Raw genomic sequence first — 16,684 nt, 5'->3', positions numbered from 1 at the left:
GCGTAGCGCGCGGCCGGCTCCGTCATCGCCATCAATAGCGCCGCTTCTCCGTGGTGGTCCGGCTGATCAACCCAAGAGATCGAGGCCGCCCTGCGAGACGGCGCGTTCCGTCCCTCCCGTGACTGAGCGGTGGACGCTCTACGTTCTCGAGTCTGCGCCGGAGGTGAGCGCGTGCGCCGTCGCGGCCCCATCGGCAAGGGACGCCTCCCACCTCCCGCGTGAATGGATCCGTCGTGACGTCACCTCACGCGGCAGCTGGGTTCGGCGAACTCCCTCCGCCGGCGTGGCGCTCTTCACGACCGGCAGTCTGAGCAGGCGGATAGGCGCCCATGCCGAGGAGATGCCCGAACTGGACAAGATCGTCGACTCGCAGAAGGCATAGCCGGTGCTGCCGGCCTTCCGATCGTTCGGTCAAGTGGCGCTGGTTTGTTGCGGCGAGTCGCGGCGAGTTGCGGTGGTTGGGGTCGGGCGGGTCCGCGGGGGGCGGATGTGATCTGTCAGTGGCTCATCCGCGCGGCGAGTGCACCTTGTCGGCGGTGATGGTGAGCATGACGCGCACTTGATCGCGCCCGCCGAACCAGGGATATGGTCCGCCGAGGTACTTATGGGCCACCTTGTCGATGTGTGCTTCGGCGCCCTCGGTCGTGGACGACACGACGCGGCCGCGGATCGCCCAGTAGCGTGAGGGCTCGGCAGGATCTTTCTCGTGTGAGGCCGGAACGCCCACCCAATCAGAACCTCCCACTCCTGTGCCACCACGGCTCTCGTGCCCCCCGGGGGGGCGTCGAGGATGCCTCACCCTCACCCTCACCCTCACCCTCACCCTCACGTCCACTCCCACCCTCGTGCGAGTACGTGCGGACGGCATAGGCGGAGGCGTTCCGCGTGGGTGGGTCTGCTGCCTGATGCGAGTCCCGGGGAAATGCTCGCGAAGGCGTCGAGCTTCCGGGAGGACTTGTTCGACTGCGTGACCGCGCGGGGACGAACTGTTCGAGCTGGTGGACATGTTGCTGTGTGCGGACGGCCCGGTGAGGGCGCCGGTGGACCTCACGTTGATAGCCGAGCATCGGCGCGGGGATCAGATGTTCTGAACGGAAGGGCCTGGGTCTCGTGGTGGGGCACGCGGTTCCGGCGTGTTCGGCCAGGTTCCCTCCTCAAGCGGGAGCCGGCAGTGGCGATCACTGTGCGGTGGGTTGCCGTCTGGCCGGCTACTGCATGAGTTCGGTGTGGGGATGCTTCGGCGAAGTCGGGCAGACGTAGAGCTGCTGTATGTATCCGCTGCCGATTTGGACCGCGGTCGGTTGTCTCGGGACAGAGTCGGTGACGGGTGGCGTGGCGCGGGCTTCGAGGGGGACACGACCACGGTCGTGCACCTCAATGCCTTTGGCGCGGAAGAAGTCGATCACGGCCTGGGCTTCCGGGCGGGTCTGCGTGGAGGACGCCCTCGCGCGGGCTTGATCTGCGCAATCTTCGTCAGGGATCCAACTGCGGTTGCTGTCGTCCCATTCGAAGGTGGCGATAGTCAGCAGCGGGTCCATCTTGGTGTCACAGGCGGGGCAGAACTGGGGGACGGGGTCGGTGGGGCCCCAGGAAGCCCAGCCGCCGACTTTCCAGCCCGGTGCAACGGACAGCTCGTTCTTGTAGAACTCCTCCGGGTGGGGAGCGGAAGAACTGTCCATAGCGGCGTCGGCTGCCTGCCACGTGTTCCAATCCCCGAGCCGCTCCCACAGCTCCTTGCTCAACTCCATGGGGTTGGGGTACTCGGTGACCTGCTCCGGGTTGAGCAGGCACGGCTCGGGCAGGTAGCTGTCGAACTGCACCGCCGGCGGTTCCGGGGCCGTGGTGAGGATGCCGGTCACTGTGGCTGCCGACCGCCAGAGCAGCGCGGTCCTGGGCATGATCGGGTGATCGAAGGGGCACCACAGAACCTGAAGCAGGTCCGCCCCGGCCGGTGCGTGTAGATCGGGCACGTCCCGCACGTACAGCTGCGCGAGCGGCAGCATCGCTATGGATCCCTCATAGGGCCGGGAGACCGCCGGTTTCAGCGGAAGCTCCCGCCGGGGACGGATTCGGTCAAGAGTCTCTTGCTCCTGCGGGGTCAGGCTCCTGCCTCGCATGGCGGTACGGATCCGCCGTTCCACCCGCACATCCGCCGGCGCCATTGTCGGGTTCAGTCCGTCCACTTCATGAGGGCCGTCGCAGTGGGGCCAGGGCTCGTCGGCGGGCCACAGGAGCGGGCCACCGACCGAACTGTCGCGCGGCGACGGAGACCCGGGTTGGGGGTGCAACCGGGTTGCCGTGCGTGCCAGCTGAGCCAGTTGGGGGAAGACCGCGGTGACGTCGACCGGCCGCGGCGGGGTGGTACGGGTGATGTTCATAGCGGCGATGCTGCCAGCAGCCTCTGACAATGAGACCGCCATCGCATGGACCCGAAGATCTGACTCTCCGTAACAGAACCCCGTAACAGCTACCCGGAATGTGAGCCAGAACCAACTCGGGTTGTTCCGGCGTAACTTCCGTGGTGAGCGCAGGCTGAGTGGCGACTACCCCTCTGGCTTCCCTCCGGGAAATTGCTCAACGCCCGTCCGGGTTCCTGCCGTGGTTGCCGGCATGGTCGCAGCTGCTACATCCGTGCTGACCCTGGCCGGCCTTCACGACAGCACCATGGATCGGGGTCGGGTGCATGGTTGGTCGTCAGCATCAGTCGACGGCCTCCAAGTCGCCCAGGGCGTCACCGAGGTCGAGCTCGGTACGGCCACGGGTTTGGAAGCCCCGTTCGAACAGTGCTGCCGTGCGTTGCTGCGCCTTCTCTCCCCGAACAAGCTGCTGGAACAGGGCGGCATCCGCGCGCAGGGCGACCGGAGTTGGCAGGCTGATGGCATTGATGGCGGCTTTGGCCGCGATCAGCGCATCGCGGGGGAAGTCCCCGATGCGCGCGGCAAGGTCGGCTACGAACTCGTCCAGCTCGGCGTCGGGCACCGCGCGGTTGATCCATCCGTAGCGTTCGGCGAGTTCGGCACCGAAATCGGCCGACGTCAGCACGGCTTCGAGCGCTCGGCCCCGGCCCAGCAGGCGGGTGAGGTGCTGGATCGCTCCCGCGCCCGGCGGGGTGCCGATGCCGACTTCGGGCTGGCCCAGGACAGCGTTCTCCCGGGAGGCGAAGCGCATGTCGCAGGCGAGGAGGAACTCGCTGCCCGCCCCTCGCGCCCGGCCGCGCAACTTGGCGACAGTCACCACCGGGATCTCGCTGAGCTTGAGGAACAGCATCCCCAAGGAGGCGTCGCCCGGGCCCCCGGCTCTCGCGGCTTCGGCGGTGTATTCGGGCACTTTGGTCAGGTCGACGTGCGGGAAGAAGAAGTCGGGATCCGCACTGTCGAAGACCACCACCCGTGGGGGCACCGGTTGGGAAAGCTCCTCGATCAGCTCGACCAGGTCACGGACGACCTCGGGACCGATGAGGTTGATCGGCGGGGCGTTGAAGGTGGCGTACAGGACGTTGCCGTCCAGCCTGGTGCTGATCGTTTCGTACGAGTCGGTCATGTTCTCTTCCTTTCGGCGCACTTCACGGCCCATGGCAAACCCGGCTGTCGAAGCTGGCGCTCATCGAGCCACAGCGCGACGGGCGCGCGGTGATCTCTCACCACTGCCGCTCCACCTGCCAGAGCCCGACCTCAGCAGTTGCTCCATGCAGAGCATGACCTCATCCACGACTCAGAACTGACAGCCACGACATGGCTGCGGACGACGGATGACTGCCTTCGAGTGGTCCCTTCGGAGCCGTCACCCAAGACCAACAGCCACGCTGAGCGTGCGCTCCACAGAAATTGCGCCAGAACCCCGGCTCATGGAGCCTTCCTGCGAGAGCGCACCTGGGATGCGCACACAGGGTGTCTTCGGCCGCCACCACACTCCGCTGAGCGGTACGTCCAACGTCCATCCCGGCCCCCGGTCTGCTGCGAAGGGCCCCGTCCAGGCCGTGCTTGACCATCGCCCGCAGGGGCCGGTGCATCAGCATCGTGTCAACACCGGCCTGACGACAGGTGAGATCACCCAAGCCTGAGTACCGGTCTGAGATTTCCGAGCAATAGGCTGACTGGATGAAGATCGGATCGGACGTCCATGGGGTGACCGCAGCAGCCTCGAGCTCTCGCCCTCGAGCTGCGGCCGCTGAAGGGGCCCGGCGGTCCGATGCTCGGCTGGTGGCTGCTGCGGTGCTCGGCTCCGTCTTGACTCTGCCTTATGGGTTGGTTGTGGGGAACTCTCGCAATAGAGGATCCGGTGCTGGCCACCTTTGTTGAGAAGTCCACCCACCTCACCTGGCAGTCAGTGGACCAACAGGCTCGGTGCCTGGCCGGGGAGTTGGCCAGCTGCAAGTAGAGGTGGAAGGCATGCCAGACGGGCGAGTGCCTGCGTGACATCCCTGCTTGCTCAGCAGCCGCTGAGCAGGAGAACCCACCGTAGACTCCCGTCTACGACCGCTGAAGACCGGCGGGTTCCCGCTCCGTCCCTTCCAGCAATCCCGGAACCCCCTGGTTTCGGTCAGCCCATGGGTGCAGTTCCGAGCCTGCGGTTCCCAGCCGCTGACCGAGGCCCGTGCGGCTTTCACCCACCTGGAACACGACCACCCGCTGGGCAAGGCCGTCCTCCCGTCGCCGTCCCGGCACTGGAGTGAGCCGGTGCCGGTGCTGGTGTCGCCGGAAGGCCTGTCTTCGCTGCTCGGCGAAGGTGACCGCGACACGGGCGTGCGACGTCTGCTGGACGCGTACGCCGACGAAATCGACCCCGACAACGTCGGCTACGTCATCGTCGGCCCAGCCGTAGTGGCGTGGCCCTTTCGCGCCGCCTGCCTATCGGTGAATCGACACGGAACTTCCCACCGGCCGTGCGGAATTCGGTGCGGCACGAGACGGCCATGACGGATCCGACCCAGTGCTGGGCCAGCGCGGGGTTGGGTTGCCTCCGTAGACCTCGTCGCCGGCCACCACCCAGCCGACCCGCGGCGGGAGCCTGCGGCCCGCCTGCAGGTCGCCAGTGGTGCGGTCGAGTGCTGGCGGAAGGACCCGGAGCAGCCGGGGTCTTCCTGACGTACGCAAGGTGGTACGTGCTTCAGGCCGCCACCCGTGCCGTCCCCTTCGACGCAGCTCGGTCGGCCACCACCCGCCGCCGCCGTACCGGAATGCCCAGCGTCGGGTTGGCAACAGCCCAGGCCGCGCCCTTGCAGACCAACTCCTTGTAGCGGGCCGCGAAGCTGCCGGCCAAGGCGCGGTCCACGGAGCGGTCGTCGGCGGTGACGAACTGGATCAGGCCCTCCTTGCGGCCGAGCGAGATGCACTGGTTGAAGTAGCGCAGCGGGGCGTTCGGCAGCTTGGTGTCGGTCAGACGGGCCGCGATGGAGTCGGCGGCCTGCCAGGCCATGGGGGCGCCCGAGGCGCAGGACATACGCAGTGGCTTGTCGCCTGCGCCCAGGGCATGGCCGGAGTCACCGATCGCATACACGTCCGGGTTTGAGACCGAGCGCATCGTCGCGTCGACCACGATGCGGCCGCTGTCCGCGAGTTCGAGGCCGGTGGCCTTCGCCAGCGGGTGAACCGCGAAGCCCGTGGTCCAGACGGTGACGGCGGCCGGAATGGTCCGGCCGTCCGTGGTCGTGACGCGGTTCGCCTCGACCGTGGCCGCCGAGGCGTTCTCGTACACCGTGATGCCGAGCCCGTCGGTGACCTTGCGCAGGTGTGCGCGGCCCTTCGCGGAGAGCCAGTCGCCCAGTTCGCCGCGCGCGGCCAGCGCGACGTCGAGGTCCGGGCGGGCCTCGGCCACCTCCGTGACGAACTCCAGTCCGGTCAGTCCGCCACCCACGACGACCACCGTCTCGCCCTCGGCGAGCTGGGACAGGCGCTCTCGCAGCCGGAGCGCACCGGAACGGCCCGCGATCTGGTGGCCGTGCTCGGCGACGCCAGGGACGCCGCCTGCGTTCCATCCGCTGCCGAGGGCGTAGACGAGGGTGTCGTACGACAGTCGTTCCGAGCCGTCGGCGCTCTCCACGTCGACCGTCTTGCGGTCCACGTCGATCGTCGTGACCTTCGCCAGCTTCAGCTCGACCCCCGTGCCCGAGAACATCTGACGCAGTGGGCGCGACTTCAGCTCCTGGCCCACGGCCAGCTGGTGCATCCGGACCCGCTCGACGAAGTCGGGTTCGGCGTTGACGAGGGTGATGGCGACGTCCTCGCGGCGCAGCCGTTTGGCGAGCCGGCCGGCCGCGATCGCTCCGGAGTAGCCGGCGCCGAGGACGATGATGCGGTGCTGCATTTGCCTGCTCCTGTCTGCGCGGATCCGGCGCCTTCTGGCCGGTCACACCCCCTGAACCGGGCAGCCCGTGGATTCCTGACAGGAGAGGAGTGTGGCCTGCGTCACATGGCGGCTCAGAGGGCTTCGGCCAGAACCGGACTACCGAAATCGCCTGCGGCCCAGCGCTCTGTCGCGCGCTCCAGCTTGTCAGGGTTGACCTGGCTGCGGACCGCGACGATGCCCTCCCGCGCCCGCTCCAGGCACATGATCCCGAAGACCCGCCCGCCGACCACCGCGACGATCGCGGGGCCACCGTTGGCGGTGGTGGCGTAGAGGTCGGGCGAACCGCCGACCAGATCCCGCTTGGCCTGGGCCGGCTTGAACAGCCCGCGCAGGAACTTCGCCACCACGACTGCGCCCTCGAAGGCGCTGGCCCGGGCCGGCACCTTCCCGCCGCCGTCGCCGACCGCGATGGCGTCCGAGGTGAGCAGCTTGATCAGCGGCCCGGTCTCACCGCTGGTCGCCGCAGCGAGGAACTCCTCGACGACACGGCGCGCGGCCGCCTCGTCGATCTCGGCCCGTGCCCCGGCGGCAGCCCCGCCCCAAGCCGCCCCGCCAGCTGCACCCTCATCAGCCACACCCCCACCAACTGCACCACCATCGGAAGCCGCTTGCGCCCTGCCCTGCGCCACATGCTTCTTCGCGCGATGGAAGATCTGCTGGCTGGCCGCCTCGCTGAGGCCCAGGATCTCGGCGATCTCCCGGTGGGAGTACGCGAACGCCTCGCGCAGCACGTACACCGCACGCTCGTTGGGCGAGAGCCGCTCCAGAAGGACCAGCACGGCGTACGACACCGACTCGCGCTGCTCGGCCGTCTCCGCCGGGCCCAGCATCGGGTCCCCTTCGAGTAGCGGTTCGGGCAGCCACTGGCCGACGTAGGTCTCGCGGCGCGCACGGGCCGAAGCGAGCTGGTTGAGGCAGAGGTTGGTGAGCACCTTGGTCAGCCAGGCCTCGGGCACCTCGATGCGTTCGACATCGGCGGCCTGCCAGCGCAGATAGGTCTCCTGCGCGGCGTCCTCCGCCTCGCTCGCCGAGCCGAGCATGCGGTAGGCGATGGCCTCGAGGCGGGGCCTGGCCGCCTCGAACCGGTCCACGTCACTCAGGGTCAGAGCCATTCCAGGATCCTAACGGGCGGGATGCGCGGTTCCCCGGCTGCACGAGAAGGGCACGTCTATCGGCGAACGCCGACCTCGCCGTTCGGCACGCCGATCAACGCGTGCTCATTGCCCAAGTCGATGGCGTACGTAGGGTGTTCGCCCGAGGTCCGGTTGGAGGCCCTGCCGGCGGGGAGCGTCATTCCAGGCCTGCGGTATGCGGGGCGTGGGGCGGATGTTGGACGGTCGCCCATGGGTGCAGGAGTCGTCCCTCCCGTGACTGCCCTCGCTGTCTGCGGTGCCGTCGGTGTCGGCGCGGCCCCGCGTACTCGCACTCGACGCTCGAGACGCACGCCTCATACCGCTTGATGTACGAGTCAGCGTAGATCTCGCACCAGTCGACCAGGTGAGGCAAGTCCGCGTTCGCACCACCCATGAACTTCGTACAACCAGCTGCACCCTTCGATGGTCACACCAGACGACTCGTACCCCGTCGACCGAGTGGAGCCTCCGTGCCACACAACTGCCGCATCCTGACGTACGCCATCGCAGCCGCCGCCGCGGCCACCGCCGGGCTCGTGTTCCCGTCCGGCGCCACCGCTGCCGCACCCCGTACCGTCACGAGCGACTTCAACGGCGACGGCTACGCGGACCTCGCCGTCGGCGTCCCGGACGGAACCGTCGGCGGCCAGGCCAAGGCCGGGTACGTGAACGTCGTCTGGGGCGGCCCGAAGGGCGTCGGCGCCCACGGAAGCATCCGAGTCACCCAGGCCACTCCCGAGGTTCCCGGCACCCCGGAAGCGGGCGACCGCTTCGGCGCATCCGTGGCCCTGACAGACCTCAACGGCGACGGCATCGCGGAACTCCTCGCCGGTGTCCCCGGCGAGGACGTCACCGACCGCGGTACCGATGCGGGCATGGTCATCGCCGTGGGCGGCTCGAAGGGCGGGCCGGGACCGGGGTCGACGGTGCTCACGGGGCCGTCACCGTCGGCCGCGTACGGCATGTCGGTCATGGCAGCCGACCTGACCGGCGGCGACAACAAGGTGATCGTGATCGGCGGGACCGACAAGGTCGTCGCCCGTGTCATCCAGGGCGAGGACAGCATGGTCACCACCGTCGTCGCCGCCCCCATGGGCGGCCGCGCCCCCGTCCTGGCCACCGGCGACTTCGACAGCGACGGCATCGGGGACCTGGCCGTGGCGTACTGGACCGCGGGCAATCCCAACACGCAGTCCCACGTGCGCCTGTGGAAGTGGGACGCAGACCGGGCCGAGATGGCCAACTTCTGGAACACGGACAACGCCGGCGTGACCGCCCTGGCCGCCGGCGACTTCGACGGCGACGGCCACGACGACCTGGCGCTCGGCGAATGCCGAGAGATCGCCGACGAGAACATCGACGACCCGTGCGGCCCCGAAAAGCTCGCCCAGGGGGGCGGTATCCACATCCACTACGGAAGCCCCGCGGGCGGTTCGTTCGGCAGCCGAGCCCAGACCCTCAACCAGGACACGGCGGGCGTCCCGGGCGTGGCCGAGGACGGCGACCGCTTCGGCGCCGCACTCGCCGTCACCGACGTGAACCGCGACGGCCGCGACGACCTGATTGCGGGCGCTCCCGGCGAGGCCATCGGAAGCAAAGCGGGGGCGGGCGCCGCCTGGCTGCTCTACGGCGGCGCTCAGGGCCTGCTCGACGCAGGGGGCGCCGCCAGGTCCGTTGCCTGGAACCAGGACACGCCCGGCGTCCCGGGCGTCGCCGAGGCGGGGGACACCTTCGGCGCGGCGGTCGCCTCGAGTGACGGCAACGCCGACGGTGTACCGGATGTCATGGTCGGATCCCCCGGGGAGAACGCCTCCTTGGGCGCCGCATGGTTCCTCCGCAGCGGCTCGGCCGGCGGCTCGACGGCCTTCTCACCCCGCACACTCGGCCTCCCGGACCTCTCCACGGCTCAGAAGTACGGCAAGCCGCTGAGCAGCCGCTGAGTGCGCCCAACCGACGTTGCGCCCCCCCGCACACACAGCGCTGGCCCGCCCCGCCATGGAAGACCTGTCGAAGTGGTGGACGATGGATGATCAGCTCCTACCTGGTCGCGGGATGCAAGGGCATGCTCTCGATTCGGTCAGCTTGAGGGGCGTGCCGAGGCCGGAGGTCACAGGTCTGAGAGCGCGAGCTCACGCTCAACGGGTCCGTCCAGGAGGTGCTTGGGCGGACTCGGTCCGCCGGATCCTGCCGGGGCCGCGTACGGGTGGGGCGGCGCCCTCCATGTTCGAGGTCGCCGTGTGGTGCCTGTCGTCGCCGTACGGCCTTCGCGGGCACTCTGTGGCGCAGGCGGGCACCGCTGCCCATCAGGGGTGCGGGCAGGGAACAACTCACCACTGTTTCGGCGGAACGCGTTGGCCTGGCAAACGTGTTCTCGGCACTCGACGGTGCCGCGCCGCCTCCGTACAGCTGGAGGCGACCGTCCGCTCGGCCAGTCCCCAGCGCACGCCACGGGCCGGCGGCCGGTTCGCGGTTGTCTGCGATGCCGACCGCCACGCCGGTCGCTCAGCCACGCGTTCATGGAACAAGGCCCTGTTCTGCGCGGGGTGTGGCTGGCGCGGTTCAAGGAGCAGGTCGCGCCAGGCCCGCCTGCTGACCTCGTCACCGGCGATGAGGCCGTCGACGGCGGAGAACTGTCCGATGACTCCGATCGCGGCCCCCACGGTCTGCGCCTGGGCGGTGAGGTGGAGGCCTCCGGCGCGGATCTCGCCGGAGGCGGGGTCGAGGGAGTGGAGAGTGGAGAGGATCTTGACGGTGGTGGTCTTGCCGGCGCCGTTCGGCCCGAGCAGGGAGAAGATGATTCCCTCAGGGACGGTCAGGTCGATGCCGTCGAGGACGGTCTTGTCGCCGTAGGACTTGCCCAGCCTGTTCGCCGCGATGGCAGGGTTCGTCATGCTGACTGTTTCTCAGAGACCGCGGGCGGGGTCAGAGGCTGCGGGCGGTGATGTCGCCGTGGGCGGTGGTGGCCTGGATGTTGAGGCCGGCGGTGGAGCCTTCGGTGTTCTTCAGGGTGTTGTGGATGCGGCCGTAGGTGGTGCCGGCGTCGAGGGTGGCGGAGGTGCCGCGGGCGGCGCCGATGGTGATGTCGCCTGATTCGGTGCGCAGTTCGACCGTGCCGCTCGTGGCTTCGGCGATGTTCAGGTCGCCCTTCTGTGTGCTGATCTGTGCGGGACCGCCCAGGCGGCCGATGAGGATGTCGCCGGCCTGGAGGGTGAGGCGGGCGCCGGCAGTCTCGTCGAGCTTGACCAAGGCCTGCGCGCCTTCGAAGGTGACGTCGCCGAGGCGTCCCACGCCCCGCAGTTCCGCGGCGGCGGTCTTCGCCTTGACGCGGGAGTCGGCGGGCAGCTGGACGGTCACTTCGACGGATCCGGAGTTGCCCAGGATCCGGTTCTTCGAAGCTGCCGCCTCGATCCGAAGAACACCGTCGGCGTAGGTGACCGTGGTCTGCTCGGCCGCTTTCACGTCGCGGCTCTTGGACTTGTCGGCGGGCAGGATCTCGACGGTGGTGTCGGCGCGGTCGGCGGCGATGAACTGGATGCGTCCCGCGGGGATGTCCAGGACGGCGGTGACGGGGGAGGGGGTGTCGAACTTCTGCATGGTGCACTCCGTGAATCCGTGGTTTCTGATGAGCGAAACGCTACGTTGCATTCAATGATCGGGCAACACCCTTGTTGTGCAAGAACCCTATAAGCGCAGGTAGTTGCAGGGATTTCATTGCAATGGTCTGGACTCTAACGCAACGGGCCACACCCCTGGTCGTTGCAATGGAATGGGAGTGAACGCTATGGTCGACCCGCCGGACGTCAGTCACGGATGCCGGACGCGAATGCCGGCCTCTGGGCACGGTTGCCGGGTACGAACACCGGATGCCGCGGATGGGCGCCGGGGTCGGCGCAGGGTCGTGAAGGAGAAGGGGAGCGCAATGCCGGGAGGCAGACTTACCCAGCAGGAGCGTCAGCAGATCGCGCTGGGGTTGGCCGATGGCCTGGCTTATGCCGAGATCGCCAGAAACCTGGAGCGTCCGACGTCGACGGTCACGCGTGAGGTGATGCGTAACGGCGGCCCGACCGCCTACCGTGCGGACCTCGCCCATCGTGCGACGGAACAGCGTTCCCGCCGCAAGCAGCCGGCAGCGCCCCGTGACCCGGGCGCGCGGGCGCAGGCTCACGGGCGTGACGTCGAGGCGGTGCGCGCGTATGAGGAGACGTTCACGACGGTTCTCATACAGTCGGGCACGCCGAAGATGATGGCCCGGGTGATGTCCTGTCTCACCCTCACCGACACGGGCAGTCTGACCGCGGCCGAACTCGTCCAGCGTCTGCAGGTCAGTCCTGCGTCCATCTCCAAGGCGGTCGCGTTTCTGGAGAGTCAGGGCATGGTCCGCCGGGAGCGCGATGAACGCCGCCGTGAGCGTTATGTCGTGGACAACGACATCATGTACCAGTCGATGATGGCCTCCGCCCGCTCCACCGCCCACATGGTTGACATCGCGCGGCAGGGTGTCGGCGTTCTCGGGTCAGGTACTCCGGCGGCAACCCGTCTGGAGAACATCGCCCGTTTCCTCGATTTCGTCTCCGAAAGCATCGCGCGCGCGGCGGAACAGGCCCGCGACATCCTCCATACCCAACCCGAACCGCCGAAGGACAGCACTACCTGAGCCGCCCTCGGACCGCAGACACGTAGCCGTCTTCGCCGGCGCGCAGGCGAACCGGCTCAACAGCTTCCGGGCTGTGGCCATGAGGGACGACCAATCGCCGTCACCCCTTGGAGGCGGCTTCCCGGATCAGTGGCTCGAACTCCCGTCGCACGTAGGCGTCGAACGGAGCTGTCAAGGCGCCGTCGATCACCTGCTGCACCCCCTGCTCCGCCGCGAACTCCTTGACCGCCGCGCGGGAGTCGGGCTCCACGCCCCCGCCGATGATCAGCACCCCGAACTCCTCGGTCTCCAACAGCCTCCGGGCCCCCTCGTCGGTGCTCACTCCCTCGGCGTCAAAGCCGTCCGCGTGCAGCGTGGCCAGCACCTCCGTCACCCTGGCGGGCGTCCTTCCCAGCACCAGTGCCCTCATGGCGGCTCCCCTCAGATGCGTCAACATTGGCGCCCCGAATCTAGAAGCTCAACCAGACTTGAGGTCAACCCCCAACTCTCGTCCCCGCCCGGGCTGCCACACCGCCCTCGCAGGCAGGCCGACGCTCCGCTCCCGCAAGCCCTCGGACTGGCGGCTCGGATTCTCGCCGTCCCACACGCGTCCCGCACGCTGATCTGCCGCCGGGCAATGTGCACAGAATGACGGTGCCTGCCTGGTAGGAGGTTCGTTCCGAGAGGGCGCTTCACGCGATCGGGGGGCGGTTAGATGCCGCCTCCGCCGGGTCGAGGCCTGCCACCCCTCAACTCGTGGAAACCGCGGCTGTCGCATGACGTGCGCAGCAAACACCATCGTCGCGCTCGAGCGCAGGAATGCGGCGTCGGCGCGTTCGCGAGATGCCGGCCCGCGCGCCCATCGCGTCCGTGTCTCTGCGGGGTGCGGGGTGCTCAGGTGGGCAGGGCGGCTCTGCCACGAGCGTGGGGGGTGCGAGCCAGGTCCGGCGGCCTAGTACTTCTGGGCACCCGGACGCCACCCGCGGTTGTGTTCTCCTCAGCGGTCCTCGAACGGCCAGTGCGCCTTCCCTCCCCGTACAGCGCTGGCTGTGCCCTGGCGGGTGGGGTCAGTGAGGCGTAGTGGTCGTCGTCCGGTGAAGCCCCGGCTTCTGGCGTAGTCCTTGGGGTCTGGATGAGTGAGGGAATGCCGCCATCGGAGTTGAGCCTGGACGGACGCTTGAGTGACTTCTCTACGTCCGGTCGAGCTACGAGCGGTCGTCTGGGGGGGGCGCCCTGTCCGCACCTGCGTCTGCGCCCGCGCCCGTGTCCGGGCGGGGGAGGGGCAGTCGTCGTTCCCGGGAATGTGCGGCTGTACTGGTCTGCTGAGGAGCGTGGGCGCTCCGCTGAGGCCGAGGCCCTGGAGAGTGCGGCCGTCGTGCAAGGTGCCCTGTACCTGGCGTGCATCGCCTCACCGGCGCCCAGGACTCTGCTTCGCCCCGCCCTGCTGCGCGACCAGGGAGCAGTCGAGGAAGATGCTTGCCGGGCTCGTCCGGGCGGGCAGAGCCTGACCGGCCGCGGCAGAGGGCCCGCGCTGCTTTGCCTGTTGGGTTGGCGGCGCCTGGGGCGCTGCGCGCGCGAAGTGAATCCTCGGCTACGAGGTCGGGGCTGCCTGGCCGCGTCGTCGGGATGCCCGGGCACCAGGTCAACGAGGCCTTGTGCGCGGTAACGAAGCGTGGTGCCCAGCAGAAAGCCAGCGTCTGAAGGCCGAGGAGGTACAGCGCCCTGAGGACCGGCGGGCTCCGGAGACGGCGCGGGCCCATGAGCTGAGGAGTGCGGCCGCAGAGGTGGAGCAGCAGCTGGGCCGGATCGCCAGGGATCCGCCTCGCTTCCCGCTTGCGCGGCGGTTGTGCCACGAGCTCCTGACAGCCAGGGACGGTCAAGTGGTCAGAGAGATGTCGGAGTGGTGGCTCGACGACATCGCCGAGGTCGTCGACAGCCGCACGACGGAACTGGAGAAGGCCAATCTGACGAGCCTGCTCGGGAGTTTCGGCCATGAGATCCACAAGCTCGCCCGCGAGCAGAACCAGCCCTCCACCACGACGGGCGAGGCCCGCCAAGCACTCGCGCCGGCCACCGAGTTCGTCTGTCGCCCGCGCCCGACGATCCCCCACAGACAGCACGCTCCCAAACCCAGACTGGGACCCCCGACCGGCGGCCACGACTGCTGTGGTGGCGCGGCGACAACCACCGCACACACATCAGCCCGAGGTAGAGGACGGTATCGCCGCCGACGCGCCCGCAAGGACCGGCCGCGCCCCGCATCCCGCCGCCGAGGACGGGCCGGCCAGGAACGATGGCTCACCCCCGCAAGCTGCAGCGACGGCTCGGCAGGACGGCGTTTCGCCCGCCTCCCGGCCCTTCCTGAATCTCTAAGCTCGGCCTGTGGGACAACCTGTGCAGCGCGCCGACGGCGCGGGACCGTTCATCACCCGGCTCACCTGGCACCCGCCCAGCGGCGGCACCGCTGTGTGGGAGTCCCGGCTCGCGCGCCGACGCGGGGTACTCGCCGTCCGAACCCCCGGCACTGGGACCACTCGGCACAACCGTGCGGACGCTGTTGCCATCGCCCGCCTCGGCAGACTCAACACCATCGCGGCGACCGCCTTCGTCATCGGCGGGGCGTTCTTCGCCGCCGGCGCGGCCTTCGCCCAGTTCGGCTCCGGAGACGCCACTCAGTGCGCCTCGATCTACTTCGTCGGCGGCCTGTTCTTCAACACGGGCGGGTACGTCTCACTGCTCCAGGTGATCAACGCGCCCCGCCACGTGGGCGGCGGTGAAGGCCAACTGGTCACTCCCCGCTGGCGGTGGTGGAGTTACGAACCGATGCGGGTGGACTGGCTGAGCACCTTCGTCCTGTTCGCGGGCACCCTTGTCTTCGCCGTCGACCTTCTGGACTCCTTCCTGGAAGGCCTGAACGTCCAGCAGGTCAACCGGCTGATCTGGGCGCCCGACGTGATCGGCTGCTCGCTCTTCCTGGTCTCAGGCCACCTGGGAATGGTCGAGATCTGCCATGGCCGGCCCCGCCTCCGCCCGGACAGCCTTGGCTGGTGGATCGTCGCCGTGAACCAGCTGGGCTCGGCCCTCTTCATGGTCTCAGCGCTCGCTGCCTACACTCGCCCGGCCACCGAGAGCCTCGTCAACGCCGACATCGCCAACTGGGGCACCCTCACCGGCGCCCTGTGCTTCTCCCTCGCCGGCGTCCTCCAACTCGGCGAACACCCATAGGCTCGTAGGCCGGGTGACGCCGAGTTCAGCCTCGCCGCCGGCGCGGATAGTTTCGCGAAGCCGGCCAACGGCCCTCGCCGTCCTCAGCGGCCGGCTGCACACCCCGCTCTCCCCGGACAGCCTGTTCTTGGATCGAATGCGGGCGCGTCCCCGCCGCGATCAGCGCAACATGGTGGGAAGCCGACAGCGCTCGACCGATTTCCGGCGTGCTCGGATTGCACGGCGGAGGTCAGGCCGCAGGTGCGCGGCCGGCGAGGCTGACGTCGCAGCGGACGGTTTTTCCATCGGCGACGCGCGGGGGAATACCGCTCTGTGGCCCAGCCGTTGGGTGCGATGGCACGGTCGCTGTAGCCATCCGGTGCGTGGCCGTCCAAGCCTTGTACGAACGAGGAGAGCGGTGATCACCTGATGAAGGCGGTGCGGTTCCACGAGTACGGCGGGATCGATGTACTGCGGGTGGAGGAGGTGGAACGGCCGGCACCCGGCCCCGGGCAGGTGCTGGTCGAGGTCCGCGCGGCCGGGATCCAGCCGGGCGAGGCACATATCCGCACGGGCGCGCTGCACGAACGCTGGCCTGCGACGTTCCCTTCCGGGCAGGGCAGCGATCTGGCCGGCGTCGTGGCGGAGATCGGTCCGCACGTACGCGGCTTCGCGGTGGGCGATGAAGTGTTGGGCTTCACCCATCGCAGGGCGAGCCATGCGGAGTTCGTCGTGGTCGACGACGTGAACGTGGTCTCCCGTCCCAAGGGGCTGTCCTGGGACGTAGCAGGGTCGTTGTACGTGGCCGGCACGACCGCATACGCCACCGTGTTCGCGGTGGACCCCGAACCTGCCGACACGGTCGTCGTGTCCGGTGCGGCGGGCGGCGTCGGGTCTCTTGCCGTGCAGCTCGCGCGGCGGCGTGGCGCCACGGTGATCGGGCTGGCGAGCGAGCGGAACCACGCCTGGCTGAAGGATCGGGGAGTTGTCCCGGTGGCGTACGGGGAGGGCGTGGCGGACCGGATCCGGCAGGCTTCCGGCGGGAACGTCGACGCGTTCATCGACACGTTCGGCGACGGCTACGTGGACCTGGCAGTGGAGTTGGGCGTACGGCCCGAACGGATCAACACGATCAGCGATTGGCAGGCCGCGGCCAAGGTCGGAGCAGGGACCTACGGAGAAGGTGCGGCGGCGTGCGCGGTCGTGCTCGGCGAACTGGCCCGGCTCGCCGCGCGGGGGGAGCTGAGAGTGCCGATCGCCCACACCTACCCGCTGGAGCGGGTGCGAGACGCGTTCGGCGAGCTGGAACGGCAGCACACCCACGGCAAGATCGTTCTCCGGCCGTAGGCCTCGGGCTCCCTGCTGGTCA

Annotated in this window: 12 protein-coding genes and 2 pseudogenes; 6 read left to right on the top strand and 8 right to left on the bottom strand. The window is 69.0% G+C overall.

Features of this window, described 5'->3' with window-relative positions:
- Positions 1–505: 505 nt before the first annotated feature.
- Positions 506–655, bottom strand: coding sequence for a hypothetical protein (locus AC07EJ_RS33715; protein WP_478885685.1), 150 nt, complete (start codon positions 653–655; stop codon positions 506–508).
- 267 nt (positions 656–922) lie between these two features.
- Here AC07EJ_RS33715 and AC07EJ_RS33710 point away from each other — a divergent pair.
- Positions 923–1,076: pseudogene (locus AC07EJ_RS33710) on the top strand (NF041680 family putative transposase); the annotation flags it as partial.
- 132 nt (positions 1,077–1,208) lie between these two features.
- On the opposite strand, the gene AC07EJ_RS33705 reads toward AC07EJ_RS33710, so the two are convergent.
- Together AC07EJ_RS33705 and AC07EJ_RS33700 are read right to left on the bottom strand one after the other, a co-directional pair.
- Positions 1,209–2,003, bottom strand: a complete 795-nt coding sequence (locus AC07EJ_RS33705; RefSeq protein WP_389487964.1) for a non-ribosomal peptide synthetase — start codon at positions 2,001–2,003, stop codon at positions 1,209–1,211.
- A gap of 697 nt (positions 2,004–2,700) precedes the next feature.
- On the bottom strand, positions 2,701–3,540 hold the full coding sequence (locus AC07EJ_RS33700) for an enoyl-CoA hydratase/isomerase family protein (protein ID WP_389487966.1): 840 nt from the start codon (positions 3,538–3,540) through the stop codon (positions 2,701–2,703).
- A gap of 1,010 nt (positions 3,541–4,550) precedes the next feature.
- Here AC07EJ_RS33700 and AC07EJ_RS33695 point away from each other — a divergent pair.
- Positions 4,551–4,916 carry a hypothetical protein gene (locus tag AC07EJ_RS33695; protein WP_478885684.1) on the top strand — a complete coding sequence of 122 codons (366 nt, stop codon included), beginning with the start codon at positions 4,551–4,553 and terminating at the stop codon, positions 4,914–4,916.
- Between the two features lie 190 nt (positions 4,917–5,106).
- Here the strand turns inward: AC07EJ_RS33695 and AC07EJ_RS33690 are convergent, their stop codons facing one another.
- Complete coding sequence (locus tag AC07EJ_RS33690; protein ID WP_393585375.1) at positions 5,107–6,303, bottom strand: NAD(P)/FAD-dependent oxidoreductase; 1,197 nt, start codon at positions 6,301–6,303, stop codon at positions 5,107–5,109.
- 113 nt (positions 6,304–6,416) lie between these two features.
- Positions 6,417–7,457 (bottom strand): sigma-70 family RNA polymerase sigma factor, encoded by a 1,041-nt coding sequence (locus tag AC07EJ_RS33685; RefSeq protein ID WP_478885683.1) that lies wholly within the window; start codon positions 7,455–7,457, stop codon positions 6,417–6,419.
- A 491-nt stretch (positions 7,458–7,948) separates the two neighbouring features.
- Between AC07EJ_RS33685 and AC07EJ_RS33680 the strand changes: the two genes are divergently transcribed.
- Positions 7,949–9,418, top strand: a complete 1,470-nt coding sequence (locus AC07EJ_RS33680; RefSeq protein ID WP_478885682.1) for an FG-GAP-like repeat-containing protein — start codon at positions 7,949–7,951, stop codon at positions 9,416–9,418.
- Between the two features lie 654 nt (positions 9,419–10,072).
- Here AC07EJ_RS33680 and AC07EJ_RS33675 read toward each other — a convergent pair.
- Both AC07EJ_RS33675 and AC07EJ_RS33670 read right to left on the bottom strand, forming a co-directional pair.
- Positions 10,073–10,369 (bottom strand): annotated as a pseudogene (locus tag AC07EJ_RS33675) (ATP-binding cassette domain-containing protein); the annotation flags it as partial.
- Between the two features lie 31 nt (positions 10,370–10,400).
- Positions 10,401–11,072, bottom strand: coding sequence for a DUF4097 family beta strand repeat-containing protein (locus tag AC07EJ_RS33670; RefSeq protein WP_478885681.1), 672 nt, complete (start codon positions 11,070–11,072; stop codon positions 10,401–10,403).
- A 325-nt stretch (positions 11,073–11,397) separates the two neighbouring features.
- On the opposite strand from AC07EJ_RS33670, the gene AC07EJ_RS33665 reads away from it, so the two are divergent.
- The gene (locus tag AC07EJ_RS33665) at positions 11,398–12,132 is read left to right on the top strand and encodes a helix-turn-helix domain-containing protein (RefSeq protein ID WP_478885680.1); all 735 of its coding nucleotides are present in this window, start codon (positions 11,398–11,400) and stop codon (positions 12,130–12,132) included.
- Between the two features lie 100 nt (positions 12,133–12,232).
- Here AC07EJ_RS33665 and AC07EJ_RS33660 read toward each other — a convergent pair whose 3' ends face one another.
- The gene (locus AC07EJ_RS33660; RefSeq protein ID WP_389491096.1) at positions 12,233–12,541 is read right to left on the bottom strand and encodes a hypothetical protein; all 309 of its coding nucleotides are present in this window, start codon (positions 12,539–12,541) and stop codon (positions 12,233–12,235) included.
- A 1,952-nt stretch (positions 12,542–14,493) separates the two neighbouring features.
- Here AC07EJ_RS33660 and AC07EJ_RS33655 point away from each other — a divergent pair.
- Together AC07EJ_RS33655 and AC07EJ_RS33650 are read left to right on the top strand one after the other, a co-directional pair.
- The gene (locus AC07EJ_RS33655; protein ID WP_393585380.1) at positions 14,494–15,336 is read left to right on the top strand and encodes a hypothetical protein; all 843 of its coding nucleotides are present in this window, start codon (positions 14,494–14,496) and stop codon (positions 15,334–15,336) included.
- Between the two features lie 408 nt (positions 15,337–15,744).
- Positions 15,745–16,662, top strand: coding sequence for an NADP-dependent oxidoreductase (locus AC07EJ_RS33650; RefSeq protein ID WP_393585382.1), 918 nt, complete (start codon positions 15,745–15,747; stop codon positions 16,660–16,662).
- Positions 16,663–16,684: the final 22 nt, after the last annotated feature.

The organism is Streptomyces sp. NPDC045026, assembly GCF_056432625.1.
Note: the sequence above shows the minus strand (reverse complement) of the source record. Positions and strands in the feature narration are given on the sequence as shown.

Excerpts from the sequence above, each read along its gene's own strand:
- AC07EJ_RS33665 (WP_478885680.1), top strand. The coding sequence starts at position 11,398 with ATGCCGGGAGGCAGACTTACCCAGCAGGAGCGTCAGCAGATCGCGCTG.
- AC07EJ_RS33660 (WP_389491096.1), bottom strand. The coding sequence starts at position 12,541 with ATGAGGGCACTGGTGCTGGGAAGGACGCCCGCCAGGGTGACGGAGGTG.
- AC07EJ_RS33690 (WP_393585375.1), bottom strand. The coding sequence starts at position 6,303 with ATGCAGCACCGCATCATCGTCCTCGGCGCCGGCTACTCCGGAGCGATC.
- AC07EJ_RS33705 (WP_389487964.1), bottom strand. The coding sequence starts at position 2,003 with ATGCTGCCGCTCGCGCAGCTGTACGTGCGGGACGTGCCCGATCTACAC.
- AC07EJ_RS33670 (WP_478885681.1), bottom strand. The coding sequence starts at position 11,072 with ATGCAGAAGTTCGACACCCCCTCCCCCGTCACCGCCGTCCTGGACATC.
- AC07EJ_RS33685 (WP_478885683.1), bottom strand. The coding sequence starts at position 7,457 with ATGGCTCTGACCCTGAGTGACGTGGACCGGTTCGAGGCGGCCAGGCCC.
- AC07EJ_RS33650 (WP_393585382.1), top strand. The coding sequence starts at position 15,745 with ATGAAGGCGGTGCGGTTCCACGAGTACGGCGGGATCGATGTACTGCGG.
- AC07EJ_RS33700 (WP_389487966.1), bottom strand. The coding sequence starts at position 3,540 with ATGACCGACTCGTACGAAACGATCAGCACCAGGCTGGACGGCAACGTC.